Annotated in this window: 20 protein-coding genes and 1 tRNA gene; 13 read left to right on the top strand and 8 right to left on the bottom strand. The window is 73.6% G+C overall.

All coding sequences use genetic code 11. The features are described 5' to 3' along the window. The first annotated feature begins 94 nt into the window (after positions 1-94). A complete protein-coding gene (locus tag ACZ55U_RS29565) occupies positions 95-862 on the top strand; it encodes an ArsR/SmtB family transcription factor (RefSeq protein ID WP_465530843.1) in 768 nt (255 codons plus the stop codon). A 101-nt stretch (positions 863-963) separates the two neighbouring features. On the opposite strand, the gene ACZ55U_RS29570 is transcribed toward ACZ55U_RS29565, so the two are convergent. The 3 genes from ACZ55U_RS29570 to ACZ55U_RS29580 form a co-directional block, all read right to left on the bottom strand. Continuing rightward, a complete protein-coding gene (locus ACZ55U_RS29570) occupies positions 964-1,476 on the bottom strand; it encodes a DinB family protein (protein WP_465530845.1) in 513 nt (170 codons plus the stop codon). Positions 1,477-1,515: 39 nt separating this feature from the next. Beyond that, a complete protein-coding gene (locus ACZ55U_RS29575; protein ID WP_465530847.1) occupies positions 1,516-2,334 on the bottom strand; it encodes a VOC family protein in 819 nt (272 codons plus the stop codon). Positions 2,335-2,526: 192 nt separating this feature from the next. Further along, positions 2,527-4,998: a terpene synthase family protein gene (locus ACZ55U_RS29580; RefSeq protein WP_465530849.1), complete on the bottom strand. Its 2,472-nt coding sequence runs from the start codon at positions 4,996-4,998 to the stop codon at positions 2,527-2,529. Between the two features lie 435 nt (positions 4,999-5,433). On the opposite strand from ACZ55U_RS29580, the gene ACZ55U_RS29585 reads away from it, so the two are divergent. Continuing rightward, the gene (locus ACZ55U_RS29585) at positions 5,434-6,078 is read left to right on the top strand and encodes an HhH-GPD-type base excision DNA repair protein (RefSeq protein WP_465530851.1); all 645 of its coding nucleotides are present in this window, start codon (positions 5,434-5,436) and stop codon (positions 6,076-6,078) included. Between the two features lie 108 nt (positions 6,079-6,186). On the opposite strand, the gene ACZ55U_RS29590 is transcribed toward ACZ55U_RS29585, so the two are convergent. After that, a complete protein-coding gene (locus ACZ55U_RS29590; protein ID WP_465530853.1) occupies positions 6,187-7,680 on the bottom strand; it encodes an MFS transporter in 1,494 nt (497 codons plus the stop codon). 110 nt (positions 7,681-7,790) lie between these two features. On the opposite strand from ACZ55U_RS29590, the gene ACZ55U_RS29595 reads away from it, so the two are divergent. After that, positions 7,791-8,753 carry a helix-turn-helix transcriptional regulator gene (locus tag ACZ55U_RS29595; RefSeq protein ID WP_465530855.1) on the top strand — a complete coding sequence of 321 codons (963 nt, stop codon included), beginning with the start codon at positions 7,791-7,793 and terminating at the stop codon, positions 8,751-8,753. On the opposite strand, the gene ACZ55U_RS29600 is transcribed toward ACZ55U_RS29595, so the two are convergent. Continuing rightward, a complete protein-coding gene (locus ACZ55U_RS29600; RefSeq protein ID WP_465530857.1) occupies positions 8,750-9,646 on the bottom strand; it encodes a hypothetical protein in 897 nt (298 codons plus the stop codon). The genes ACZ55U_RS29595 and ACZ55U_RS29600 overlap by 4 nt on opposite strands. Positions 9,647-9,649: 3 nt before the next feature. After that, positions 9,650-10,168 (bottom strand): YbhB/YbcL family Raf kinase inhibitor-like protein, encoded by a 519-nt coding sequence (locus tag ACZ55U_RS29605; protein WP_465530859.1) that lies wholly within the window; start codon positions 10,166-10,168, stop codon positions 9,650-9,652. 85 nt (positions 10,169-10,253) lie between these two features. Between ACZ55U_RS29605 and ACZ55U_RS29610 the strand changes: the two genes are divergently transcribed. Continuing rightward, complete coding sequence (locus ACZ55U_RS29610; RefSeq protein ID WP_465530861.1) at positions 10,254-10,910, top strand: rhomboid family intramembrane serine protease; 657 nt, start codon at positions 10,254-10,256, stop codon at positions 10,908-10,910. Between the two features lie 97 nt (positions 10,911-11,007). Further along, complete coding sequence (locus tag ACZ55U_RS29615) at positions 11,008-12,174, top strand: hypothetical protein (RefSeq protein ID WP_465530863.1); 1,167 nt, start codon at positions 11,008-11,010, stop codon at positions 12,172-12,174. 24 nt (positions 12,175-12,198) lie between these two features. Here the strand turns inward: ACZ55U_RS29615 and ACZ55U_RS29620 are convergent, their stop codons facing one another. Then, a complete protein-coding gene (locus ACZ55U_RS29620) occupies positions 12,199-13,782 on the bottom strand; it encodes a helicase HerA-like domain-containing protein (protein WP_465530865.1) in 1,584 nt (527 codons plus the stop codon). Positions 13,783-13,976: 194 nt separating this feature from the next. On the opposite strand from ACZ55U_RS29620, the gene ACZ55U_RS29625 reads away from it, so the two are divergent. After that, entirely contained in the window at positions 13,977-14,273 is a 297-nt protein-coding gene (locus ACZ55U_RS29625; protein ID WP_030061387.1) for a type II toxin-antitoxin system VapB family antitoxin, read from the top strand. A gap of 274 nt (positions 14,274-14,547) precedes the next feature. Further along, positions 14,548-15,237 (top strand): LytR C-terminal domain-containing protein, encoded by a 690-nt coding sequence (locus ACZ55U_RS29630; RefSeq protein WP_465530879.1) that lies wholly within the window; start codon positions 14,548-14,550, stop codon positions 15,235-15,237. 72 nt (positions 15,238-15,309) lie between these two features. On the opposite strand, the gene upp is transcribed toward ACZ55U_RS29630, so the two are convergent. Beyond that, on the bottom strand, positions 15,310-15,945 hold the full coding sequence (gene upp / locus ACZ55U_RS29635) for a uracil phosphoribosyltransferase (protein WP_380699758.1): 636 nt from the start codon (positions 15,943-15,945) through the stop codon (positions 15,310-15,312). A 162-nt stretch (positions 15,946-16,107) separates the two neighbouring features. Between upp and ACZ55U_RS29640 the strand changes: the two genes are divergently transcribed. The 6 genes from ACZ55U_RS29640 to ACZ55U_RS29665 all read left to right on the top strand — a co-directional run bounded on the left by ACZ55U_RS29640 (position 16,108) and on the right by ACZ55U_RS29665 (position 18,922). Continuing rightward, the gene (locus ACZ55U_RS29640) at positions 16,108-16,332 is read left to right on the top strand and encodes a hypothetical protein (RefSeq protein WP_465530867.1); all 225 of its coding nucleotides are present in this window, start codon (positions 16,108-16,110) and stop codon (positions 16,330-16,332) included. A gap of 273 nt (positions 16,333-16,605) precedes the next feature. Continuing rightward, positions 16,606-17,160 (top strand): tRNA adenosine deaminase-associated protein, encoded by a 555-nt coding sequence (locus ACZ55U_RS29645; RefSeq protein ID WP_465530881.1) that lies wholly within the window; start codon positions 16,606-16,608, stop codon positions 17,158-17,160. A 55-nt stretch (positions 17,161-17,215) separates the two neighbouring features. Beyond that, positions 17,216-17,743: a tRNA adenosine(34) deaminase TadA gene (gene tadA, locus ACZ55U_RS29650; RefSeq protein WP_465530869.1), complete on the top strand. Its 528-nt coding sequence runs from the start codon at positions 17,216-17,218 to the stop codon at positions 17,741-17,743. Between the two features lie 67 nt (positions 17,744-17,810). Next, positions 17,811-17,897: transfer RNA gene (locus tag ACZ55U_RS29655), tRNA-Ser, on the top strand. Between the two features lie 486 nt (positions 17,898-18,383). Next, complete coding sequence (locus tag ACZ55U_RS29660) at positions 18,384-18,548, top strand: hypothetical protein (protein WP_316522556.1); 165 nt, start codon at positions 18,384-18,386, stop codon at positions 18,546-18,548. Positions 18,549-18,628: 80 nt separating this feature from the next. Continuing rightward, positions 18,629-18,922 (top strand): Dabb family protein, encoded by a 294-nt coding sequence (locus ACZ55U_RS29665; protein ID WP_465530871.1) that lies wholly within the window; start codon positions 18,629-18,631, stop codon positions 18,920-18,922. The last annotated feature ends 118 nt before the right edge of the window (positions 18,923-19,040 follow it).

The following is a 19,040-nucleotide window of genomic DNA, read 5'->3' on the forward strand; positions in this document are numbered from 1 at the left end:
CGCCGAACCGTCCCGGGACGACCCTGGAGGCATGCCCACCCGACTTCTCCCACCCCCTACCGCGCGCCCGGGCCCGAGCCCCGACCATGGAGGCATGTCGCTCGCCGCCTTCGCCGCCCTGCTCGCCGATCCCACCCGCGCCGCCATCTGCACCGCGCTGCTCGACGGCCGAGCCTGGACCGCCGGCGAGCTGGCCCGGTACGCGCGCGTCGCGCCGTCCACGGCCAGCGAGCACCTGTCCCGGCTCATCGCGGGCGGCCTGCTGGCCGAGGAACGGCAGGGCCGGCACCGGTACGTCCGACTGGCCGGCCCCACGGTGGCCACCCTGATCGAGGACCTCACCGCCTTCGCCGAGACCGCCGCCGAAACCGCCCCCGGCCCCGGTCCCGGAGCCGGAACCGACGCCGCGAACGGCCCCCGAACCCGCGCCGCGAACGGCCGCACGGCCGCGCCCCGCACCCTGGGCGAAGCCACCCGGCTGAGCGCCGAGGCCCGTGCCCGCACCTGCTACGACCACCTGGCAGGCCGCCTCGGCGTGGCCGTCTCGGACGCGCTGCTCGCCCGCGGTCTGGTCACCGAGGACGGCGGGCTCGCCGTCACCGAGCGCGGCCGGGACTGGCTGGCGGCGCAGGCGATCGAGCTGCCGCCGCGCGCGGGCCGCCGGGGCGGACGCCCGCTGGTGCGCAGCTGCCTGGACTGGACGGAGCGTCGCAGTCATCTGGGCGGGGCGCTGGGCGCGGCGCTCTGCCGGGCCGCCCTGGACCGCGCCTGGGTGGAGCGGATCGGCTCCGGCCGGGCCCTGCGGGTCACCCCGGACGGCGGGCGGACGCTGCGCGAACTCCTCGGCGTCGAGCTGCCCTGACGCCGCCCCCGCACCGCCCCGCACCGCCCCGCACCGCCCCGGCATCACCCTGCGCCGCCCTGCACCACCCCCCGCACCGCCCCGGCACCGCCACCGCCGGGTCAACCCATCGACTTCGCCCCGTCCAGCGACTCCCGGATGATGTCCGCGTGCCCGGCGTGCTGCGCGGTCTCCGCGATCAGGTGCAGCAGCACCCGCCGGGCCGACCAGGCCGCCCCCGGCGTGAACCAGGGCGCCGGCGGCAGCGGGTGGCCGACATCGAGGTCGGGCAGCGTCCGGACCAGCTCGTCCGTCCCGCGCGCCACCCGCTCGTACTCGGCGAGCAGCCCGGCCGGCGTCTCGCCCTCCGTCATCCGGAACTGGGCCGCCCAGGCGTCCGGGCCGCCGGGCCCGCCCCAGTCGCCGTCCCCGGCGCGCATCGCCTCCGCGCCGCCGGTGATGAACCGCGCCCAGCGCGCCTCGACCGCCGCCACGTGCTTGATCAGGCCGCCAAGGCACAGCTCGCTGACCGTGGTGCGCTCGGCCGCCTGCGCGTCGGTGAGGTCGCGGACGGTGCGCCGCAGCAGTCCCCGGTGCCGGTCCAGCGTCTCGACGAGTTCCTCGCGCTCACCCATGAGCCGCCCCCTGCGGCCGCTCCGCCGCCCGCCGCCCCATCAGACGTCCTCGGTCGGCGGCCGCTCGCCGACCGTCCGCCCGAGGTCGATCAGCCCGAAGGCCGCGCCCTGCGGGTCGCCGACCGCCGCGAACCGGCCGAACGGGCTGTCCATCGGCCCGAAGTACACCGTGCCGCCGCGCGCCGTCAGCCGCCCGATCGCGGCGTCGGTGTCGTCCACCGCGAAGTAGACGCTGATGTACGAGGGCGCCCCGGGCGGCAGGACGTCGCCCTCCGCCGCCATCCGGCCGAGCACGATCCGCTCGCCAACGCGGTACATCCGGTAGTCGAAGTCCCCGCCCGCCATCTTCTTCACGCCGTACGGGAAGACTGCCGGGAAGAAGGCGTCCGCCTTCGCGGGCTCCCGGGTCACCAGCTCGGCCCAGCTGTACGCACCGGGCTCGCCCTGCCGCTCGAAGCCCTCGTGCCGCCCGGCCTGCCAGACGCCGAACACCACCCCCGCCGGGTCCTTGGCGATCACCATGGTGCCGAAGTCGCCGACCCGCAGCGGCCCCATGACCACCTCGCCGCCGTGGGCGCGGATCCGTGCCGCGGTGGCGGCGGCGTCCGGCGAGGCCAGGTAGAGGCACCAGGCGGACCGCGCCGGCGTGCCCTCCGCAGCGCCCTCCGCACCCGGCATCGGCGGCACGATCGCGGCGACCGCCTTGCCGTCCGAGTAGGCCTGGGTGTAGTTGCCGAACTCCGACGAGCTCTCGCCGAAGGTCCAGCCCAGCACGTCACCGTAGAAGGCCTTCGCGCCCTCCAGGTCGGTGAACATCGCGTCGGCCCAACAGGGTGTGCCCTCAGGTAGCGCAGCCATCTCTCTGCCCTCGTGTGTGGCGGAACGCGTGCGCCGGAGGGCGTACGCCGGCCCCCGGTTCGCCAGCCTAGCCACGAGGCGGCGCACCCGCACGGGATGACCCCGCACGGGTACGCCGCTCACCGCCCGCCGCCCACCGCCCGCCGCCCGCCGTCAGCCGTCAGCCGTCAGCCGTCAGGCGCAGCGAGAACGTCAGCCGCCCGCCGTCAGCCGCAGCGAGGACGTCCCCAGGCCGGTCGGCCCGAGCGGCAGCACGGGCTTCGGCACCGTCGGGGCCACCGGAACCACCGGGGCGGTACGGCCCGTCGGCGCCTCCGCGCCCGCCGCCGTGGCCGCCCGCCGGGCCCGCGAGGCCTCCACCAGGTCCCGCTCGGCGCCGAAGTGCCGCTCCAGGTCGGCGGTGCCGTACCGGAGGCAGCCCTCGTGCCAGCTCAGGATGCCCGCGAGCCAGTTCTCCAGCTCCACCACGTACCCGTCGAGCACCTCCCTGGCCGCCTGGTCCAGGCCGAAGTCCTCGTACATGACCGGGAGTTCCTTCCGCGCCACGTGCTGGAACTGGCCCAGCCGCGAGTGCATCAGGTCGTCGACGATCCGGACGGCCGAGTCGTAGTCGCAGTCGAAGAAGTTCTGCACCACCAGGACGGCGTTGTGGAGTTCGCCCTCGTACTCGATCTCCTTCTGGTACGAGAACAGGTCGTTCATCATGCACGCGTAGTCCATCGCGGAGTTCTCCAGCGCGCGCATCGAGCCGTGGTCGTACACCTCCTGCGGCACGGTCCTGCCGTGGCCGAGGCGGGAGAGGCTGGTGGTGAGCTCGGAGCCGAAGGTGGAGCGGCGCATCTCCAGGTAGTCCACCGGGTCCGGGATCCGGTTCTGGATCTGGTTGCTCAGCTCCCAGATCCAGCTGTCCAGCATGGCCTCGACCGCCACCCGGAACCGGCCCCTGGCCTCGACCGCCATCGGACCGGCGGTGCGCTCCCAGAGGTCGGCGAGGCTGCGCTCCAGCGCGTTGACGGGCTCCGGCGCGGGGGTGCCGTCCACCGGCATGAACAGGGACAGCCGGGCGTTGGCGGCCTTGGCGCCGCCCAGGTCGCGGGTGCGCCCGAAGGCCCGGGGGTAGTAGTCGTCGGCCCAGGTGCCCCAGGCCAACCAGGCCGACGCGATGTCGAGTTGGTCGGCCGTGGCGTCCGGGTGGATGCCGGCCGCACAGAGCGGGAGGTCGTAGTCGCGCATCGACTCGGCGTCCCAGATGCCGGATCCCGGCACGCCGGGCAGCGCGTCCAGCAGCCCCATCCGACCGGCCCACTCGATCACCCGCTCCCGGGCGCCGTCCAGGTGCGGGCTCAGCCTGAGGTCATACGGCAGCTTGAACTCGGGCAGCCGGGACGGGCCGACGGCCTGGTACGGCACGTGGGCGTGCGAGCGCGCCCGCCGCTCGGCCGGTCCCTTCGCCGCCCCGGCCGCCGGCGGCACGGGCGGTTGCGCGCCCGTGGCCGTCTTGCGCAGGATGTCCAGCGCCGAGGTGCCGATGTCGCCGATCGCGTACTGGTCCCACCAGTTGCCGCCTCCCGGCCCGCCCGGCAACCCAGGCAGCGCGGCCGACCCCGGCACTCCCGACGACCCCGGCAGCGCGGCCGACTGCCCACCCGCGGCACCCGAACCGGCCGCCGCCCCACCGCCGTTCATGTAGCGGCTGGAGCGCAGGTGCCACTCGTGCCCGCCGGACTGCCAGTCCTGGAGGCCCTTGACGTACGCCATCACCCGGGCGCGCCCGGCCGGGTCGAGCCCGGTCTCCGCGAACAGCACCGGCAGTTCGGTGAACACGGTGTTCTCGAACTGCTGGAGCCGCGAGGTGAGCAGGTCGTTGACGGCCTCGGCGGCCTCCTGGGTGGAGCACTCCAGGAACCGCTCCAGCACCAGGATGCCGTTGCTCAGCTCGCCCTCGTCCTCCACCTCCCGCTGGTACGAGAAGATGTCGTTGCGCAGGTGCACCCCGTCGGAGAAGGCGTCCATCAGCACCCGGAGCGCCCGCGAGCCCGACACCTCCTCGGGCACCTCGGCCCCGGCCGCGTACTCCACCAGCTGCGCGGACCAGGGCGCGCCGCCGACCTTGCGGCGCATCTCGATGTACTCCACCGGGTTGGCCACCCGGCCCTCGTTGATGTTGGCGAGCTCCCACAGCGACTCGTCGAGCAGGTTCCGGGTGCTCCGGGCGAACCGGATCCGCCAGTCCTCGCCCATCGCCGGCACGGTGCGCCGCCACAGGTCGGCCAGGCCCGCCTCGACCGGGTTCTCCGGCTCCGGCGTCCCGGCGGCCGGGTCGGCCGGCATGAACAGCGGCAGCCGGTCGAGGTGGATCTTGCCCGCCTCGCGGTCGTTGGTGCGCTTGTACATGTCGAGGAAGTGGTCGTCGAAGAAGAAGACCCACACGTACCAGTCGGTGACCAGCGACAGCACCTCGGCGGAGGCGTCCGGGTGGGTGTAGGCGCAGAGCAGGCCGTAGTCGTGGGCCTCCAGGTCGGCCTGGTCCCAGATCCCGGAGCCCTCCAGCATGCCCATCTCCCGTGCCCAGCCGGTGGAATGGGCCCGTGCCTCGTCCAGATGCGGGTTGAGCCGTGCCGGGTGCGGCACGTAGAAGGACGGCAGTTCGAACGGCTGGGTCACGGCGGTCTGGCCTCTCTGGACGCTTCGGTTGAGCAAAGGATGACCTGCCGTCAGGTCGCCACAGCGCCACAACAGAAACAGTCATATGAAATGACTCGCTACCCCCACGCGAAACCACCCACCCGGCCGAGCGCGCCCCCACCCTTCACACACCCCCACGCCCGCCCCCGGAAGAACGGCCCGGAGGACCGGCTCCGGCCTCGCCCCGCAACCGCCCCGACGACGCTCCGGACACGGGCAAAAAATTGTCCGCACCACCCCGCGGCCGCCCCGCCGGGACGCGCGGGAACCGCTCCGCCGACGAACCATGCAGCACTGGCAAGGGCCTTGAACGGACAAGACTTCCCACGCTACGGGCGTGTTGACCGCGTTCGCCAACGCCGCTTCCACCAGACTGGGCGCCGACCCGACGTCAACTCCGAGGAGGGCAAGCCCATGAACGTCACCGTTCGGCTCGCACAGCAGCCCGAGGCCGACGAACTGCTCGGACGCAGTGCGCTCGCCGCGCTCGTCGGCATGCTGCTGGACCAACAGGTCCCGATGGAATGGGCGTTCACCGGCCCGCTGACCATCGCCCAGCGCCTCGGGCACGACGACCTGGACGCCCACGAGATCGCCACCTACAACCCGGAGGAGTTCGTCGCGCTCCTCTCCGCGAAGCCCGCCGTCCACCGCTACCCGGCCGCGATGGCCAAACGGGTGCAGCAGCTCTGCCAGTTCCTCGTCGCCCAGTACGACGGCGACGCCTCCGCGCTGTGGAAGAACGTCCGCACCGGCAAGGAGCTGCTCAGCCGGCTCAACGCCCTGCCAGGCTTCGGCAAGCAGAAGTCGCAGATCTTCCTGGCCCTGCTCGGCAAGCAGTACGGAGTCCGGCCCGAGGGCTGGCGCGAGGCCGCCGGGGTGTACGGCGAGGAGGGCGCGCACCGGTCCGTCGCCGACATCACCGGGCCCGAATCCCTCACCCTGGTCCGGGAGTTCAAGCAGGAGGTGAAGCGCGCCGCCAAGGAGGCCAAGGCCGCCGCCAAGCCGCGCACCACCACCCGCACCACCGCCTCGCCCGCCCCGACCGGTGTGCGCTGACCGCCCGCCGACCCACCCGGCCGACCGTACGGGGGCCGGGCCCTCCCAGTGCGCGACGCGGGCCCCGGCCGCGCCGCGCGACCGGGGCCCGCGAACGGGGGCGCCGCGTCAGAGCAGGACGGGCTCCTGCTCCTCCGCGGCGGCACCGGACCCGGCGACCACCCCGGCCGCCCCGGCCGCCTTGCGCCGCCGCGGCAGCGCGAACATCAGCAGGAAGACCACGAGCAGCACCCCGGCGACCCACCACATCGCGTGCACGAAGGCCCCGCCGAACGCCGTCCCGACCGCCTCCGGCGCGACCACGTCGTCCATCGCCCCGAAGAAGGCCACCGAGACCAGGCCGAGCCCGAGCGCGTTGCCCACCTGCTGCACGGTGTTGATCAGCCCGGACGCCGAACCCGCGTGCTCGCGCGGCACCTCCGCCAGTACCGCGTCGGTGATCGGCGCGACGACCAGCCCCATCCCGAGGCCCATCACCACCAGCGGCAGCGTCATCTGCCAGGCCGTGATCGCCGACCCGTACCGGTCCGCCTCCCAGATGTAGACGAGCACGCCCGCCGCCATCACCAGCGCGCCGGTCTGGAGCACCTTGCGCCCGAACCGCGGCACCAGCTTCTGCACCGAGAGCCCGGCCGCCGTGGAGACCGCGATGGAGAACGGGATGCCGGTCGCGCCGGCCTTGAGCGGGCTCCAGCCCAGCCCCACCTGCATGTAGAGGGTCCAGACCAGGAAGTAGATGCCGAGCGCCACGCCGAAGGCCAGCTGCACGCAGATCCCGGCCGCGAAGGACTTCACCCGGAACAGCGCCAGCTCCACCAGCGGCGACCCGTCCCGCCGCGTCTTGACCCGCTCGTACAGCACGAACAGCGCGAACACCGGCAGGCTCCCGGCCATCGACAGGTGGCCCCAGAGCGGCCAGCCGGCCTCCCGGCCGTGCGTCAGCGGGTAGATCAGCATCAGCAGGCCGAGGCTGGCCAGTGCCACGCCCACCAGGTCCAGCTTCAGCGCCTGCTCGGCCTTCGACTCGTCGATGAAGCGACGGCCGAGCAGCAGCCCGGCGATGCCGACCGGCAGGTTGATCAGGAAGATCGGACGCCAGGCCAGGCCGAACAGGTCCCACTCGGTGAGCAGCGCGCCGATCAGCGGCCCGGAGACCGCGCCCAGCCCGACCACCGCGCCGAACAGGCCGAACACCTTGCCGCGCTCCTCCGCCGGGAAGGTCGCGTGGATGATCGACAGCACCTGCGGCACCATCAGCGCCGCCGTCCCGCCCTGGAGCAGCCGGGTCGCGACCAGCATCTCCGGCCCGGAGGCCAGCCCGCACAGCGCCGAGGCGAGGGTGAAGCCGCCGATCCCGATCAGGAACACCCGCTTGCGGCCGTGGATGTCGCCCAGCCGGCCGCCGGTGATCAGGCCGATCGCGAAGGCCAGCGCGTAGCCTCCGGTCACCCACTGGATGGCGCTGAAGGTGGCGCCGAGGTCGTGCTGGATGCTCGGGATCGCGATGTTGACGATGGTGACGTCCACCAGGTCCATGAAGGAGGCGACCATCACGATCGTCAGTGCGATCCACCTCCTGCGGTCCGCTGCCGCGGTGCCCATTGCGTACTCCTCTTCCTTGCTCCACGTCCGGGACGCTCTTCTCGACGCCCATGACGGTACGGGCCATGTAGGTCAGGTCCTGTCCCACTTGGTCCGGCATGCTGGAGGCCATGACCGACACCCCGGCCCGGCTGCTGAGCCTGCTGTCCCTGCTCCAGACCCCGCGCGAGTGGCCCGGCAGCGAGCTCGCCGAGCGGCTCGGCGTCAGCCCGCGCACCATCCGGCGCGACATCGACCGGCTGCGCGAGCTGGGCTACCCGGTGCGGGCCAGCATGGGCGCGGTCGGCGGCTACCGCCTGGTCGCGGGCACCGCGATGCCCCCGCTGCTGCTGGACGACGAGGAGGCGGTGGCCATCGCGGTCGGGCTGCGCGCGGCGGCCGGACACGCCGTGGTCGGCATCGAGGAGGCCTCGGTGCGGGCGCTCGGCAAGCTGCTCCAGGTGCTGCCGAGCCGGCTGCGGCAGCGGGTCGGGACGCTCAACTCGGCGACCGTCCCGCTGCTCACCGGGGACGGCCCGACCGTCGACCCGGAGGACCTCACCGTGCTCGCCCGCGCCGTCACCGCCCGGGAGCGGCTGCGCTTCGGCTACCGGGCGTACGACGGAGCCGAGAGCAGGCGCCAGGTCGAGCCCGAGCGGCTGGTCTCCGTCGGCCGCCGCTGGTACCTGGTCGGCTACGACCTGGACCGCGCGGACTGGCGGCTCTTCCGGGTCGACCGGCTGGTCGCCCCGGCCGCCACCGGCGTCCGCTTCACCCCGCGCCAGCTGCCCGCCGAGGACGCCGCCGCGTACGTGGCGGGCAAGCTGCGCCGCCCGTCCCCCGGCGGCACCGTGGTCGCCACCGTGCACGCCCCGGCCGAGCGGGTGCGCCACAGTCTCAGGCCGGGGGACTCCGAGGTCGAGCCGATCGACGGACGCAGCTGCCGGCTGCGCTCCCGCTCCGACTCCCTGGAGTGGACGGCGATGCGGCTGCTCTCGCTGGACTGCGCCTTCGAGGTGCACGAGCCGCCGGAGCTGCGCGAGCACCTGCGCCGGCTCGCCGCCCGCGCCCACCGGGCGGCGGGGGAAGACTAAGCCGCCACGCGGTACCAGCCGTTGCCGGAGCGGAACCACAGCACGCCGTCCCGGCCGTACGCGCGGTGCCGGTCGAGGTCGCCGAGCACGTCCAGCTTGCGCCTGCCGGTCTGCTTCCACGTCTTGCCGACCAGCAGGTGCCAGGTCAGCTCGCCGCCGCGGCTCAGGAAGACGGCCTCGCGGGCGCGGACCGCGAAGCCGACCGGCAGGCGGACCGGGCAGGGCACCGTGGTCGAGGTCCCGTCGGCCGCGTCGACCCGGGTGAGGTAGCTGCCCGAGGAGCTCGGGTACCAGGCCAGCCAGGCGTACCGGCCCTCGGTCGCCCCGGCCAGGCCCTCCAGCGGGTAGCCGGGCAGGTCCTTGCCGTGGTCGGGGCGCCAGACCACCCGGCCGTGGGTGTCGGCGGCCGTCAGCCCCGGGTAGGACATCGGGTGGTCGCCGTAGATGCCCTCGTCGCCGTAGGCCATCCAGATCCGGCCGCCGCGGTCGCTGACCAGCACGGGGGTGTCGTCGCCGAGCAGCAGCTCCCGGCCGGGGGTCCCGTCGGGGCCGTGCACGAAGCCGTTGGGCCGCCACTCCTCGCCGTCCTGCTCGGCCCGGGCCGCCGCCAGCAGCAGCCGCCCGCCCGGCAGCAGCGCCAGGTGGTCCGGCGGGCAGCCGACCCCGGACAGCGGCACCCGGCGCTCGCCGCCCCGGTCCGGCACCACCACCTCGGCGTCGTACGGGAAGCGGACCGCCGGCCACGACCCGGCCGGTTCCACGTACTGCTCCGGCACCAGCAGGACGGCCGGCTCGCCGTCCGGTCCGACCGTCCAGGTCACGGCCCGGCGGCCGGCCCGCCACTCCTCCTCGGGCAGCCGCCAGACCTCGACCGGACGGTCGGACACCGCCATGGCTCAGACCCCGTACTCGGCGGTCAGCAGGGCGCGACCGAGGGTGTGGAAGGTGAGGTTGAAGCCGACCTGGGCCGGCGGGGCGTCGGCGGCGACGTCCAGCTTCTCCACGTCCAGCGCGTGCACCGCGAAGACGTAGCGGTGCGGGGCGCCGGGCGGCGGGGCGGCGCCGTCGTAGCGGTTGCCCGGGAAGTCGTTGCGGGCGTGGAAGGAGGCCGCGCCCGGCAGGCTCGCGTCCGAGGAGCCGGCGCCGCGCGGCAGCTCCGCGGTGTCGGCGGGCAGGTCGAGGGCGAGCCAGTGCCACCAGCCGGAGCCGGTCGGCGCGTCCGGGTCGTAGCAGGTGACCGCGATGCTCCGGGTGCCCTCCGGCAGGCCCGACCAGGCCAGCTGCGGCGAGAGGTTGCCGCCGGCGTGGACGAACTCCCGGGCCAGGGTGCCGCCTTCGGTGATGTCCTCGCTGGTCAGCTGGAAGGACGGCACCTGCGGCAGGAACTCGTAGGGCAACGGCGGACGCACGCTCATGGGACGGTCACCTCTCACAGTCGGAACGACATCGGTCACTGTAACGGGGTGCACGTGCGATCCCCCCGCCCCTAGAGTCGACCGCATGGCCTCCAGGATGACCCGTCTGCTCTCCGACTCCCGCGACGCGCTGTTCACCATGCTCGGCCTCCAGGCCGTCATCTGGTCCGTCCAGGTGCTCAACTGGCTGGACGACTACGGGCTGTCACGGGAGCTCGGGCTGCGTTCGGAGCGGATCGGCGATCTGCCCGAGATGTTCACCATGCCGTTCCTGCACTTCAGTTGGGAGCACATCGAGGCCAACTCCTGGCCGCTGTTCGTGCTCGGCTTCCTGTCCGCCTACCGGGGCATGCGGAAGTTCCTGCTGGCCAGCCTGGTGATCATGGTGTCCGGCGGGCTGACGGTCTGGCTGCTGGAGAGCCCGAACACCGTGACGGCCGGCGCCAGCGGCATGGTCTTCGGCTACCTCGGTTACGTGGTGCTACGCGGCGTCCTGGACCGCAACGTGCTGGACGCGGTGGTCGGCGTCGCGGTCGCGGCGGTCTACTCGACCATCCTGATCGGCGTGCTGCCGGTCACCCCCGGCGTCAGCTGGCTGGGGCACCTCGGCGGGCTGGTCGGCGGAGTGGCCGCCGCCTTCCTGCTCCGCGACCGCCCGGCCGAGCGGCGGGCCCCGGAGCCCGCCGCCCCGGACACTCCCGGCTCCGCCCTGCTCAAGCAGCTGGACGACCTGGGCATCTGAGGCCCGCGCGCCCAGGGCACGGGCGTCAGGTATAGACCAATTCCACCCCTGCGGCTAGCGTGGACAGCTCACCCTCCCCCAGTTCCGGAGCCGCACCGTGGAGTCGTCCGTCCTCGCCTTCGCCACCGACCTGCTCGACGAGGGCGCCGACACCTTCTTCGGCAACCTCACCGACCGCGCCGGTGTCGGCGGGGCCACCCTGGCCTCGGTCTACCACGAGGCCCGCGACGTCTTCCCGCACAACCCCCGCCGGGTGGTCCGCTACCTGGAGCCGGGCGCGGCGTACTTCCGCCCCGACCCGGCCGCCTGGCGGGGCCGCCGGCTCGCCCCCGCCCCGTCCACCGCGATCGGCGAGCGCGACCCCTTCGCCGAGGCGGCCGAGGAGACCCGCCGCCGCGGTGTGAAGCTGCACGCCTGGACGGTCTTCTGCCACAACGACCGGCTCGGCTTCGCCCACCCCGACTGCGCCCCGGCCAACGCCTTCGGCGACCGCCACCTCACCGAGCTCTGCCCGGCGAACCCGGAGGTCCGGGAGTACGCGCTGACCCTGGTCGCCGAACTCGCCCGGTACGGCGTGGACGCGATCCGCGCCGAGTCCCTGCACTTCCACGGCCTGCGCCACGGCTACCACCACGAGCGCTACTTCGAGGAGCTCGGCCCGACCGCCGAGGCCCTGCTCGGCGTCTGCTTCTGCCCGCACTGCCGCACCGCCGCCACCCGGGCCGGCGTCCCCGCCGAGCAGGTCGCCGAGGCGGTCCGCGCCGAACTGCGCCGCCGGCTGGCCGACGAGTCCGCGGCCGCCGAGCCCGCCGACCTGAGCACGCTGGCCGACGGCGCCTTCGCCGCCTACGTGGACGCCGCCACCGCCACCGTCACCTCGCTCGCCGCCGAACTCACCGAACAGGCCCGCCGGCACGGCATGCGGCTGAGCTTCATGGACGGCGGCGGCCCGGGCAGGGGCTGGCTCTCCGGCATCGACCTGCCCGCCCTCGCCCGGGTCACCGACCAGATCGAGACCCTCGGCTACGCGAGGACCCCGGCGGAGGTCCGGGAGAAGATCGCCGCCTTCGCCCTGCACGGCGTCCGCCCGCAGTCCATGGCGGTGATCCTGCGCCCGATGTCCTCCGACTGCGACGGCCCGGAGAACCTCGCCGCCAAGCTCGCGGCCCTGCGCGAACTCGGCGTCCCCGAGGTCGAGTTCTACAACTACGGGCTGATGCGGCTGTCCTCCCTGGACCGGATCGGCGCCGCGCTCTCCGGCTGACCGGCGCCGCCACCGGGAAAGCGGTCAGCGCCGCCGCTTGGACGTCCCGAACAGGCTGCGCGAGATCTCCTGGCCGAGCTGCCGGCCGGCCGAGCGCGCGAAGGACTTCACGGTCGGGTTGCTCAGCAGCGAGCCGAGCAGCCCGCCCGCCGCCTCCTTCTCCCTCGGCGCCCGCCGCCGCGGCGCGGGCGGCTCCTCCCGCTCCGGCGCCGGCCCGGTCGGCTCCGGCCCGGTCGGCGCCGCCTCCGGCCGGGGAGCGCGCGCCGCCAGCTTCTCGTACGCCGACTCCCGGTCGATCGCGTCCCGGTAGCGCGCCGTCAGCGGCGAGGCGTCCACCACCGCCCTCAGGGCCGCCGCCTCGATCGGCCCCATCAGCGAGCGCGGCGCCCGCAGCCTGGTCGCCGCGACCGGCGTCGGCGCGCCCTTCTCGGACAGCACGGTGACCACCGCCTCGCCGGTGCCCAGCGAGGTCAGCACCGCGCCGAGGTCGTACGAGGAGCGCGGGAAGGTCGAGACGGTGGCCTTGAGCGCCTTGGCGTCGTCCGGGGTGAAGGCGCGCAGCGCGTGCTGCACCCGGTTGCCCAACTGCGCCAGCACGTCGGCCGGGACGTCCCGCGGCGTCTGGGTCACGAAGAAGATGCCGACCCCCTTGGACCGGATCAGCCGCACGGTCTGGGTGATCGCCTCCAGGAAGGCCCTGGAGGCGCCCCGGAACAGCAGGTGCGCCTCGTCGAAGAAGAAGACCAGCTTGGGCTTGTCCGGGTCCCCCACCTCCGGCAGCTCCTGGTAGAGGTCGGCGAGCAGCCACATCAGGAAGGTGGAGAACAGCCGCGGCCGGTCCTGCACGGCGGGCAGTTCCAGCACCGAGACCACGCCCCGGCCGTCCGCCGCCGTCCGCAGCAGCTCCGCGGTGTCGAACTCGGGCTCGCCGAAGAAGGCCCCGGCGCCCTCGTTCTCCAGCACGGTGAGCGCGCGCAGGATGACCCCGGCGGTGGCCGCCGAGAGCCCTCCGATGGTCCTCAGCTCCTCCTTGCCCTCGGGCGAGGTGAGGAAGGCGATCACCGCGGTGAGGTCCTTGAGGTCGTACAGCTCCAGGCCCTTGCGGTCGGCGTAGTGGAACACCAGGCTGAGCGAGGACTCCTGGGTCTCGTTCAGGTCGAGCACCTTGGCCAGCAGCAGCGGCCCGAAGCTGGTGACGGTGGCCCGGATCGGGATGCCGGTGCCCTGGCCGCCGAGCGCGTAGAACTCGGCCGGGCAGCCCTGCGGCGACCACTGCTGCCCCACCTCGGCGGCCCGGGCCGCGGTCCGGTCGCTCGGCACCCCGGGCGCCGCGACGCCGGAGACGTCCCCCTTGATGTCGGCCAGGAACACCGGCACGCCCTGCTCGGAGAGCTGCTCGGCGACGAGTTGGAGGGTCTTGGTCTTGCCGGTGCCGGTGGCCCCGGCGACCAGCCCGTGCCGGTTGAGCACGCCCAGCGGGATGCGCACCGGGGCGTCCGGGTACGCGGTGCCGTCCAGCAGCACCGCGCCGAGTTCGAGGGCGGGACCGGCGAAGGCGTACCCGTCGGCGATCTCCCGGACGGCCGGCGGGGTGAGGTCGGAGGACATCGGTGCACACTCCTGAGCGGATCGGAACGCTTCGGAACGCTTCGGCGTCGACACCGGAACCCGATCGGCACCGGGGCGATGTTCGCGACATTTCCCATCAAACAGCCGTATTCGTCCGCCCGCAGTTCACACCGGCGCGCGTGGCGGGGCCTCGGCTGCTGCGCCATCCGCCGTCCGAACGGTAGGCTTTCCGTGTGATCTTCAAGCGCATCGGCAATGGGCGGCCGTACCCGGATCACGGCCGGACGAGCACCCGCCAGTGGGCTGACGTCGCCCCGCGTCCGGTGCGACTCGACCAGCTGGTGACCACCAAGGGCCAACTCGACCTCGAAACCCTGCTGGCCGAGGACTCGACGTTCTACGGGGACCTCTTCGCCCACGTGGTGAAGTGGCACGGCGACCTCTACCTGGAGGACGGGCTGCACCGGGCCGTACGGGCCGCGTTGCAGCAGCGCCAGGTGCTGCACGCCCGCGTCCTCGAAATGGAGTGACGGACTCCCGCCCGGGGCCCGTCGGACCCGTCACAGGCCTTCCGGACCGCCCGCCCGCCACCAGGCGGAGGGCGGTCCGCTCGTACCCCGGTACCCCCTTTCGGGTACCGGGGTACGCCAGATGATGATCGTTTAGTACCTTCGACGCCGTACGGCACTACGCTGCTGACTACGGCCGCGACCAGGGGATTCCGCCCGCACCGGGGGAAGTCCCCACCCGGCCGATCCGTCATCCCGACCCCGCCCCGGCACGAGGGGGAGACAAACCGTGAGCATGTTGACTCCCCGAGGTCTCAAGGGGAAGCAGTACCGCGTCACCGGCAACACCTACCCGCGGCTGGGCCGGCCCCCGAAGAAGAGCCGCAAGGTGATCGCCGCGCTGGCCGGGCTGCTCGCCCTGGCCCTGGTCGGGCTCGGCGGCGTGCAGCTGTACGACATCTTCACCGGCAGGAGCAAGAACGCCTCGGCGCAGGCCTGCGCGACGCCCTCCGGCAAGCCGCTGGCCGCCCCCACGCCGGGCGAGACCCCGGGCGCCCCCGCGGCCTCCGGTGCGCCGGGCGCACCCGCCGCGCCGGGCGACCCGCACGCGATCCCGCAGCCGACCGCGGTCACCGTGAACGTCTACAACGCCACCACCAAGGGCGGTCTGGCCGGCCGGACCGCCGAGGAGCTCAAGAAGCGCGGCTTCGTCATCGGCAAGGTCGGCAACGCCCCGGCCGAGCTGGACAAGAAGGTGCCCGGCACCGCCCAGGTGATCGCCGGCCCGGCCGGCGCCGGCGCGGGCACCCTGGTCGGCTCGCAGATCGCGGGTGCCACCGTCACCGCCGACGCCCGCACCGACGCCAGCGTGGACTTCGTGATCGGCGACAGCTACAACGCCCTGCTGGACGAGACCCAGGCGGCCGCCGCACTCGCCCTGGCCACCAAGCCCTCCCCCACCCCGACCGCCACCGGCAGCTGCTGAGGCGGCCACGAGCAGGAGAGAGCCCCCGGCAGACGCAGCGCCGGGGGCTCTCGGACGTTCAGGGGCAGGGGCTCAGCCCGCGGTGCCGTACAGCCGGTCGCCCGCGTCGCCGAGGCCGGGGACGATGTAGCCGTTCTCGTTGAGCCGCTCGTCCACGGCGGCGGTGACCACGGTGACCGGCAGGTCCGCCAGCTCCCGGCGCATCACCTCGACGCCCTCGGGGGACGCCAGCAGCACCACGGCGGTGACGTCGGTGGCACCGCGCTCGATCAGCATCCGGATCGCGGCGACCAGGGTGCCGCCGGTGGCCAGCATCGGGTCGAGCACGTAGACCTGGCGGCCGGAGAGGTCGTCCGGCATCCGGGTGGCGTAGGTGGAGGCCTCCAGGGTCTCCTCGTTGCGGACCATGCCGAGGAAGCCCACCTCGGCGGTCGGCAGCAGCCGGGTCATCCCGTCCAGCATGCCGAGGCCGGCCCGCAGGATCGGGACCACCAGCGGACGCGGGTAGCTGAGCCGGGTACCCAGCGTGACCGCCACGGGGGTGGTGATCTCCACCTCGTCGGTGCGGACGTCGCGGGTGGCCTCGTAGGCGAGGAGGGTCACCAGCTCGTCGGTCAGGCGACGGAAGGTCGGTGAGTCGGTGCGCTCATCGCGCAGGGTGGAGAGCTTGTGTGCGACCAGGGGGTGGTCGACGACGTGGAGACGCATGTATCGAGGTTAGCCCGGTCCTGGACGGGTGTACGACCCACCGTGCCCCGGCCGGGCGGCCGGGCGGGTGACACCCCGGTGACACGCCGTGACCTGCCGCGAATCTCGGACGGAAGCACCTCCTGTGGTATCAACCGGGCCGTTCGGGGAATGTCACCTCTTATGACGAGCAACCCGAGCGCCGGGGACGGCTCGGAGGACGAGCCCGCGGACGGCTCGGGCCCGCCGCACGACCCCCCGGAGACCGAGGCGGACCGCCGCAGACGGCGGGCCGTCTTCCTGCGCGAGCTCGCCGAGGCCCGCGAACTGCGGGAGCGGGTCCAGCCCCGGCGGACCAAGGAGCGGCGGATGCGCGAGGCGATGCGGATGCGAACCTTCCGGATCTGACACGGCCCGGAGCCGCCCCGACACCGACCGCACACCGCCCCAACGGGCGTTCGGAGCAAATTTCGACCGGCTTCGGACCGCCCCGGCCCGGGTTCGTTGTCCGCCACCCGGTCCTTCCGACACGACCTGCGAAGACGCGCTGCCGAACACCCCCCGCGAGGGCGGGCTTTCTGTCACGATTCCGATGGGACGGTCCGAACAAGCGGACCGCCTCTGGCGCGGGGGCGGCCAGATTTTCGCATTGCCCGTGCGCGCCGACAGCCGAGACCGACGATCTTGGGAGAGTCCCTGGTGGCGTACTTCGCTGCAGTGCTTGCTCGCACCGAGGACGGGTGGGATGTGAGCGAGACGGAGCTCGACGACGTCGAAACCCTGGCCGATCTGGCCGACCTGGCGCGCGACAGCGCCCAGGACGACGACAGCGTCCTGCTCTTCATCGAACAGGAGGACGCCTGGTTCGCCATCGTCCGCGTGGACGGCGAGGAGGACCCGCGGATCTTCGTGTCGGACGGGGCCGCGGCCGCCCGCAGCTCCTACGGATCCATCCTCACCGACGAGTTGGTGGACCAGGCGGGCGAGAGCGAGTTCGGCGACCTGGACCACCTGCTGGACGAGGCCGAGGAGGCCGAGGAGCAGGACGACGAGGACGCCGAGGCCCGCGGCGGCGTCCCGGTCGGCCCGCTCGGCGACGCCCACCTCCTCACCGAGTTCGGCCTCGCCTCCGAGGAGCTGCTCGCGCTCAGCGGCGAGGGCGCGGTGCCGGGCGACGCCCTGGAGGAGATCGCCGAGGCCCTGGGCTGCGGCGAGGTGCTGGAGGCCGTCCGGTAGCGGGGGCCGGTCGGTCCTGCCGGTGTCCGCCACCGGATGCCCGACACTGGATGCCATGCAGCCCGCATCCACCCCGCTGACCGTCCCGCACGTCCCCCCGCTGCCCGCACCCGTCCGCCCCGACCCGGTCCGCGACCGCTGGGCGGCGCCGATGCGCCTCGCCATGGCCGAGGCCGCACTGGCGCCGGCCACCGGAGACGTACCGGTCGGGGCGCTCGTGCTGGACCGGGACGGCGAGGTGATCGGGCGCGGCCACAACGAGCGCGAGGCGGTCGGCGACCCGACCGGGCACGCCGAGGTGGTCGCGATCCGGCGGGCGGCGGAGAAGACCGGAGCGTGGCGGCTGAGCGGCTGCACGCTGGTCGTCACGCTGGAGCCGTGCACCATGTGCGCCGGCGCCATCGTGCTGTCCCGGATCGACCGGGTGGTCTACGGCGCCCTCGACGAGAAGGCCGGCGCGGCCGGCTCGCTCTTCGACGTGATGCGCGACCGCCGGCTCAACCACCGCCCCGAGGTGATCCCGGGCGTCCTCGCCGACGAGTGCGGCGAGCAGCTGCGGGCCTTCTTCGACACCCACCGCTGAGGGCCCGCCGGCCGCCCCGGCGATACGGATTTCGTGACTGCGCCACCCCTCCGGTAGAGTTCCTCTCGGTAGCGTGTCCGAGCGGCCAAAGGAGCACGCCTCGAAAGCGTGTGTGGGGGCAACTCCACCGTGGGTTCGAATCCCACCGCTACCGCTCGAAAGCCCGAGGGCCCGTCCGATCCGGACGGGCCCTCGGCGTTTGCCCCGCCCCCGTACCCGACCCGGCCCCGGCAGCCAGGTGACGGACGGGCACGAAAAACGGCTCCGCACCCCGGGCCGATGACCACCGGTGCCCGGTCCGTACGGAGCCTGGAGGGGGAGCGGTTCGGGGGGACTGACCGCTCCCCCGGCGGAGTCCCACAACCGGCGCCGCGTCGGGGGGGAGCCGCGACGGCCGGTCCCACAGCGGGGAGCTCCGGATCCACGTACCGGGGATTCCTGCCAGATCCGCGGTACACCTCCATCCTGCCGCCCGGCCGTCGACCGGGCACCCGGAGAAAGGCCCCACTCACGGGGACCTTCGTCCCGCCGGCCGAACGCGTCGCACACTTGATAGCCCGTCCGGGTGGATAAGCTGCCCCCTGGCAGGCCGCTCGGGGACCGGACGACGGCGGCCCACGGTTCGGAGGAAGGTCACCCGATGGCGCAGGCGAAGAAGATCGGCATCGTCCTCCTGCTCGTCTTCGTGCTCTACTCGATCATCACCTCGCCCTCCCGGTCCGCCGAGCTGGTCCAGCTCGGGTTCGAGGGCATCTCGAACGCGGCCAAGGCGGTCGGCACCTTCATGACCGGTCTGATCAAGTAGCGGGCGGCCCCCGGACGGCCGCCACCCACCGGCTACGGTGTGCGGGACCCTCTTGTCCCCGTCCGCGAGGAGCGGCAATCGTGATCCGGCACCTGGTCCTGTTCAAGCTCAACGAAGGCGTCAGCAAGGACGAGGAGCGCGTGCTCGCCGGCGCCGAGGCCTTCGCCGCGCTCGGCGCGGTGATCCCCGAACTGCGCGAGTGGGAGTGCGGCTGGAACACCACCGAGCGGGACATCGCCTATGACTATGCGATCAACAGCCTGGTCGAGGACCGCGACGCCCTCCAGGCGTACCTGACCCACCCGGACCACCAGGCCGCCGCCGGCCTCTGGCGCGAGTTCGCCACCTGGGTGATCGCCGACGTCGAGGTCTGAGCACCCGTCCGACCCGGCCCCGTCCGAAGCCCGCTCCGGGCCCTTCCCCCGGACGGACCCGGGGGGAACCCGCCAGCCTCCCCATGTGGGGGTCCGGTACGGCCATGGAGGAGCGAGC

Source organism: Kitasatospora sp. NPDC034533 (genome assembly GCF_055575155.1).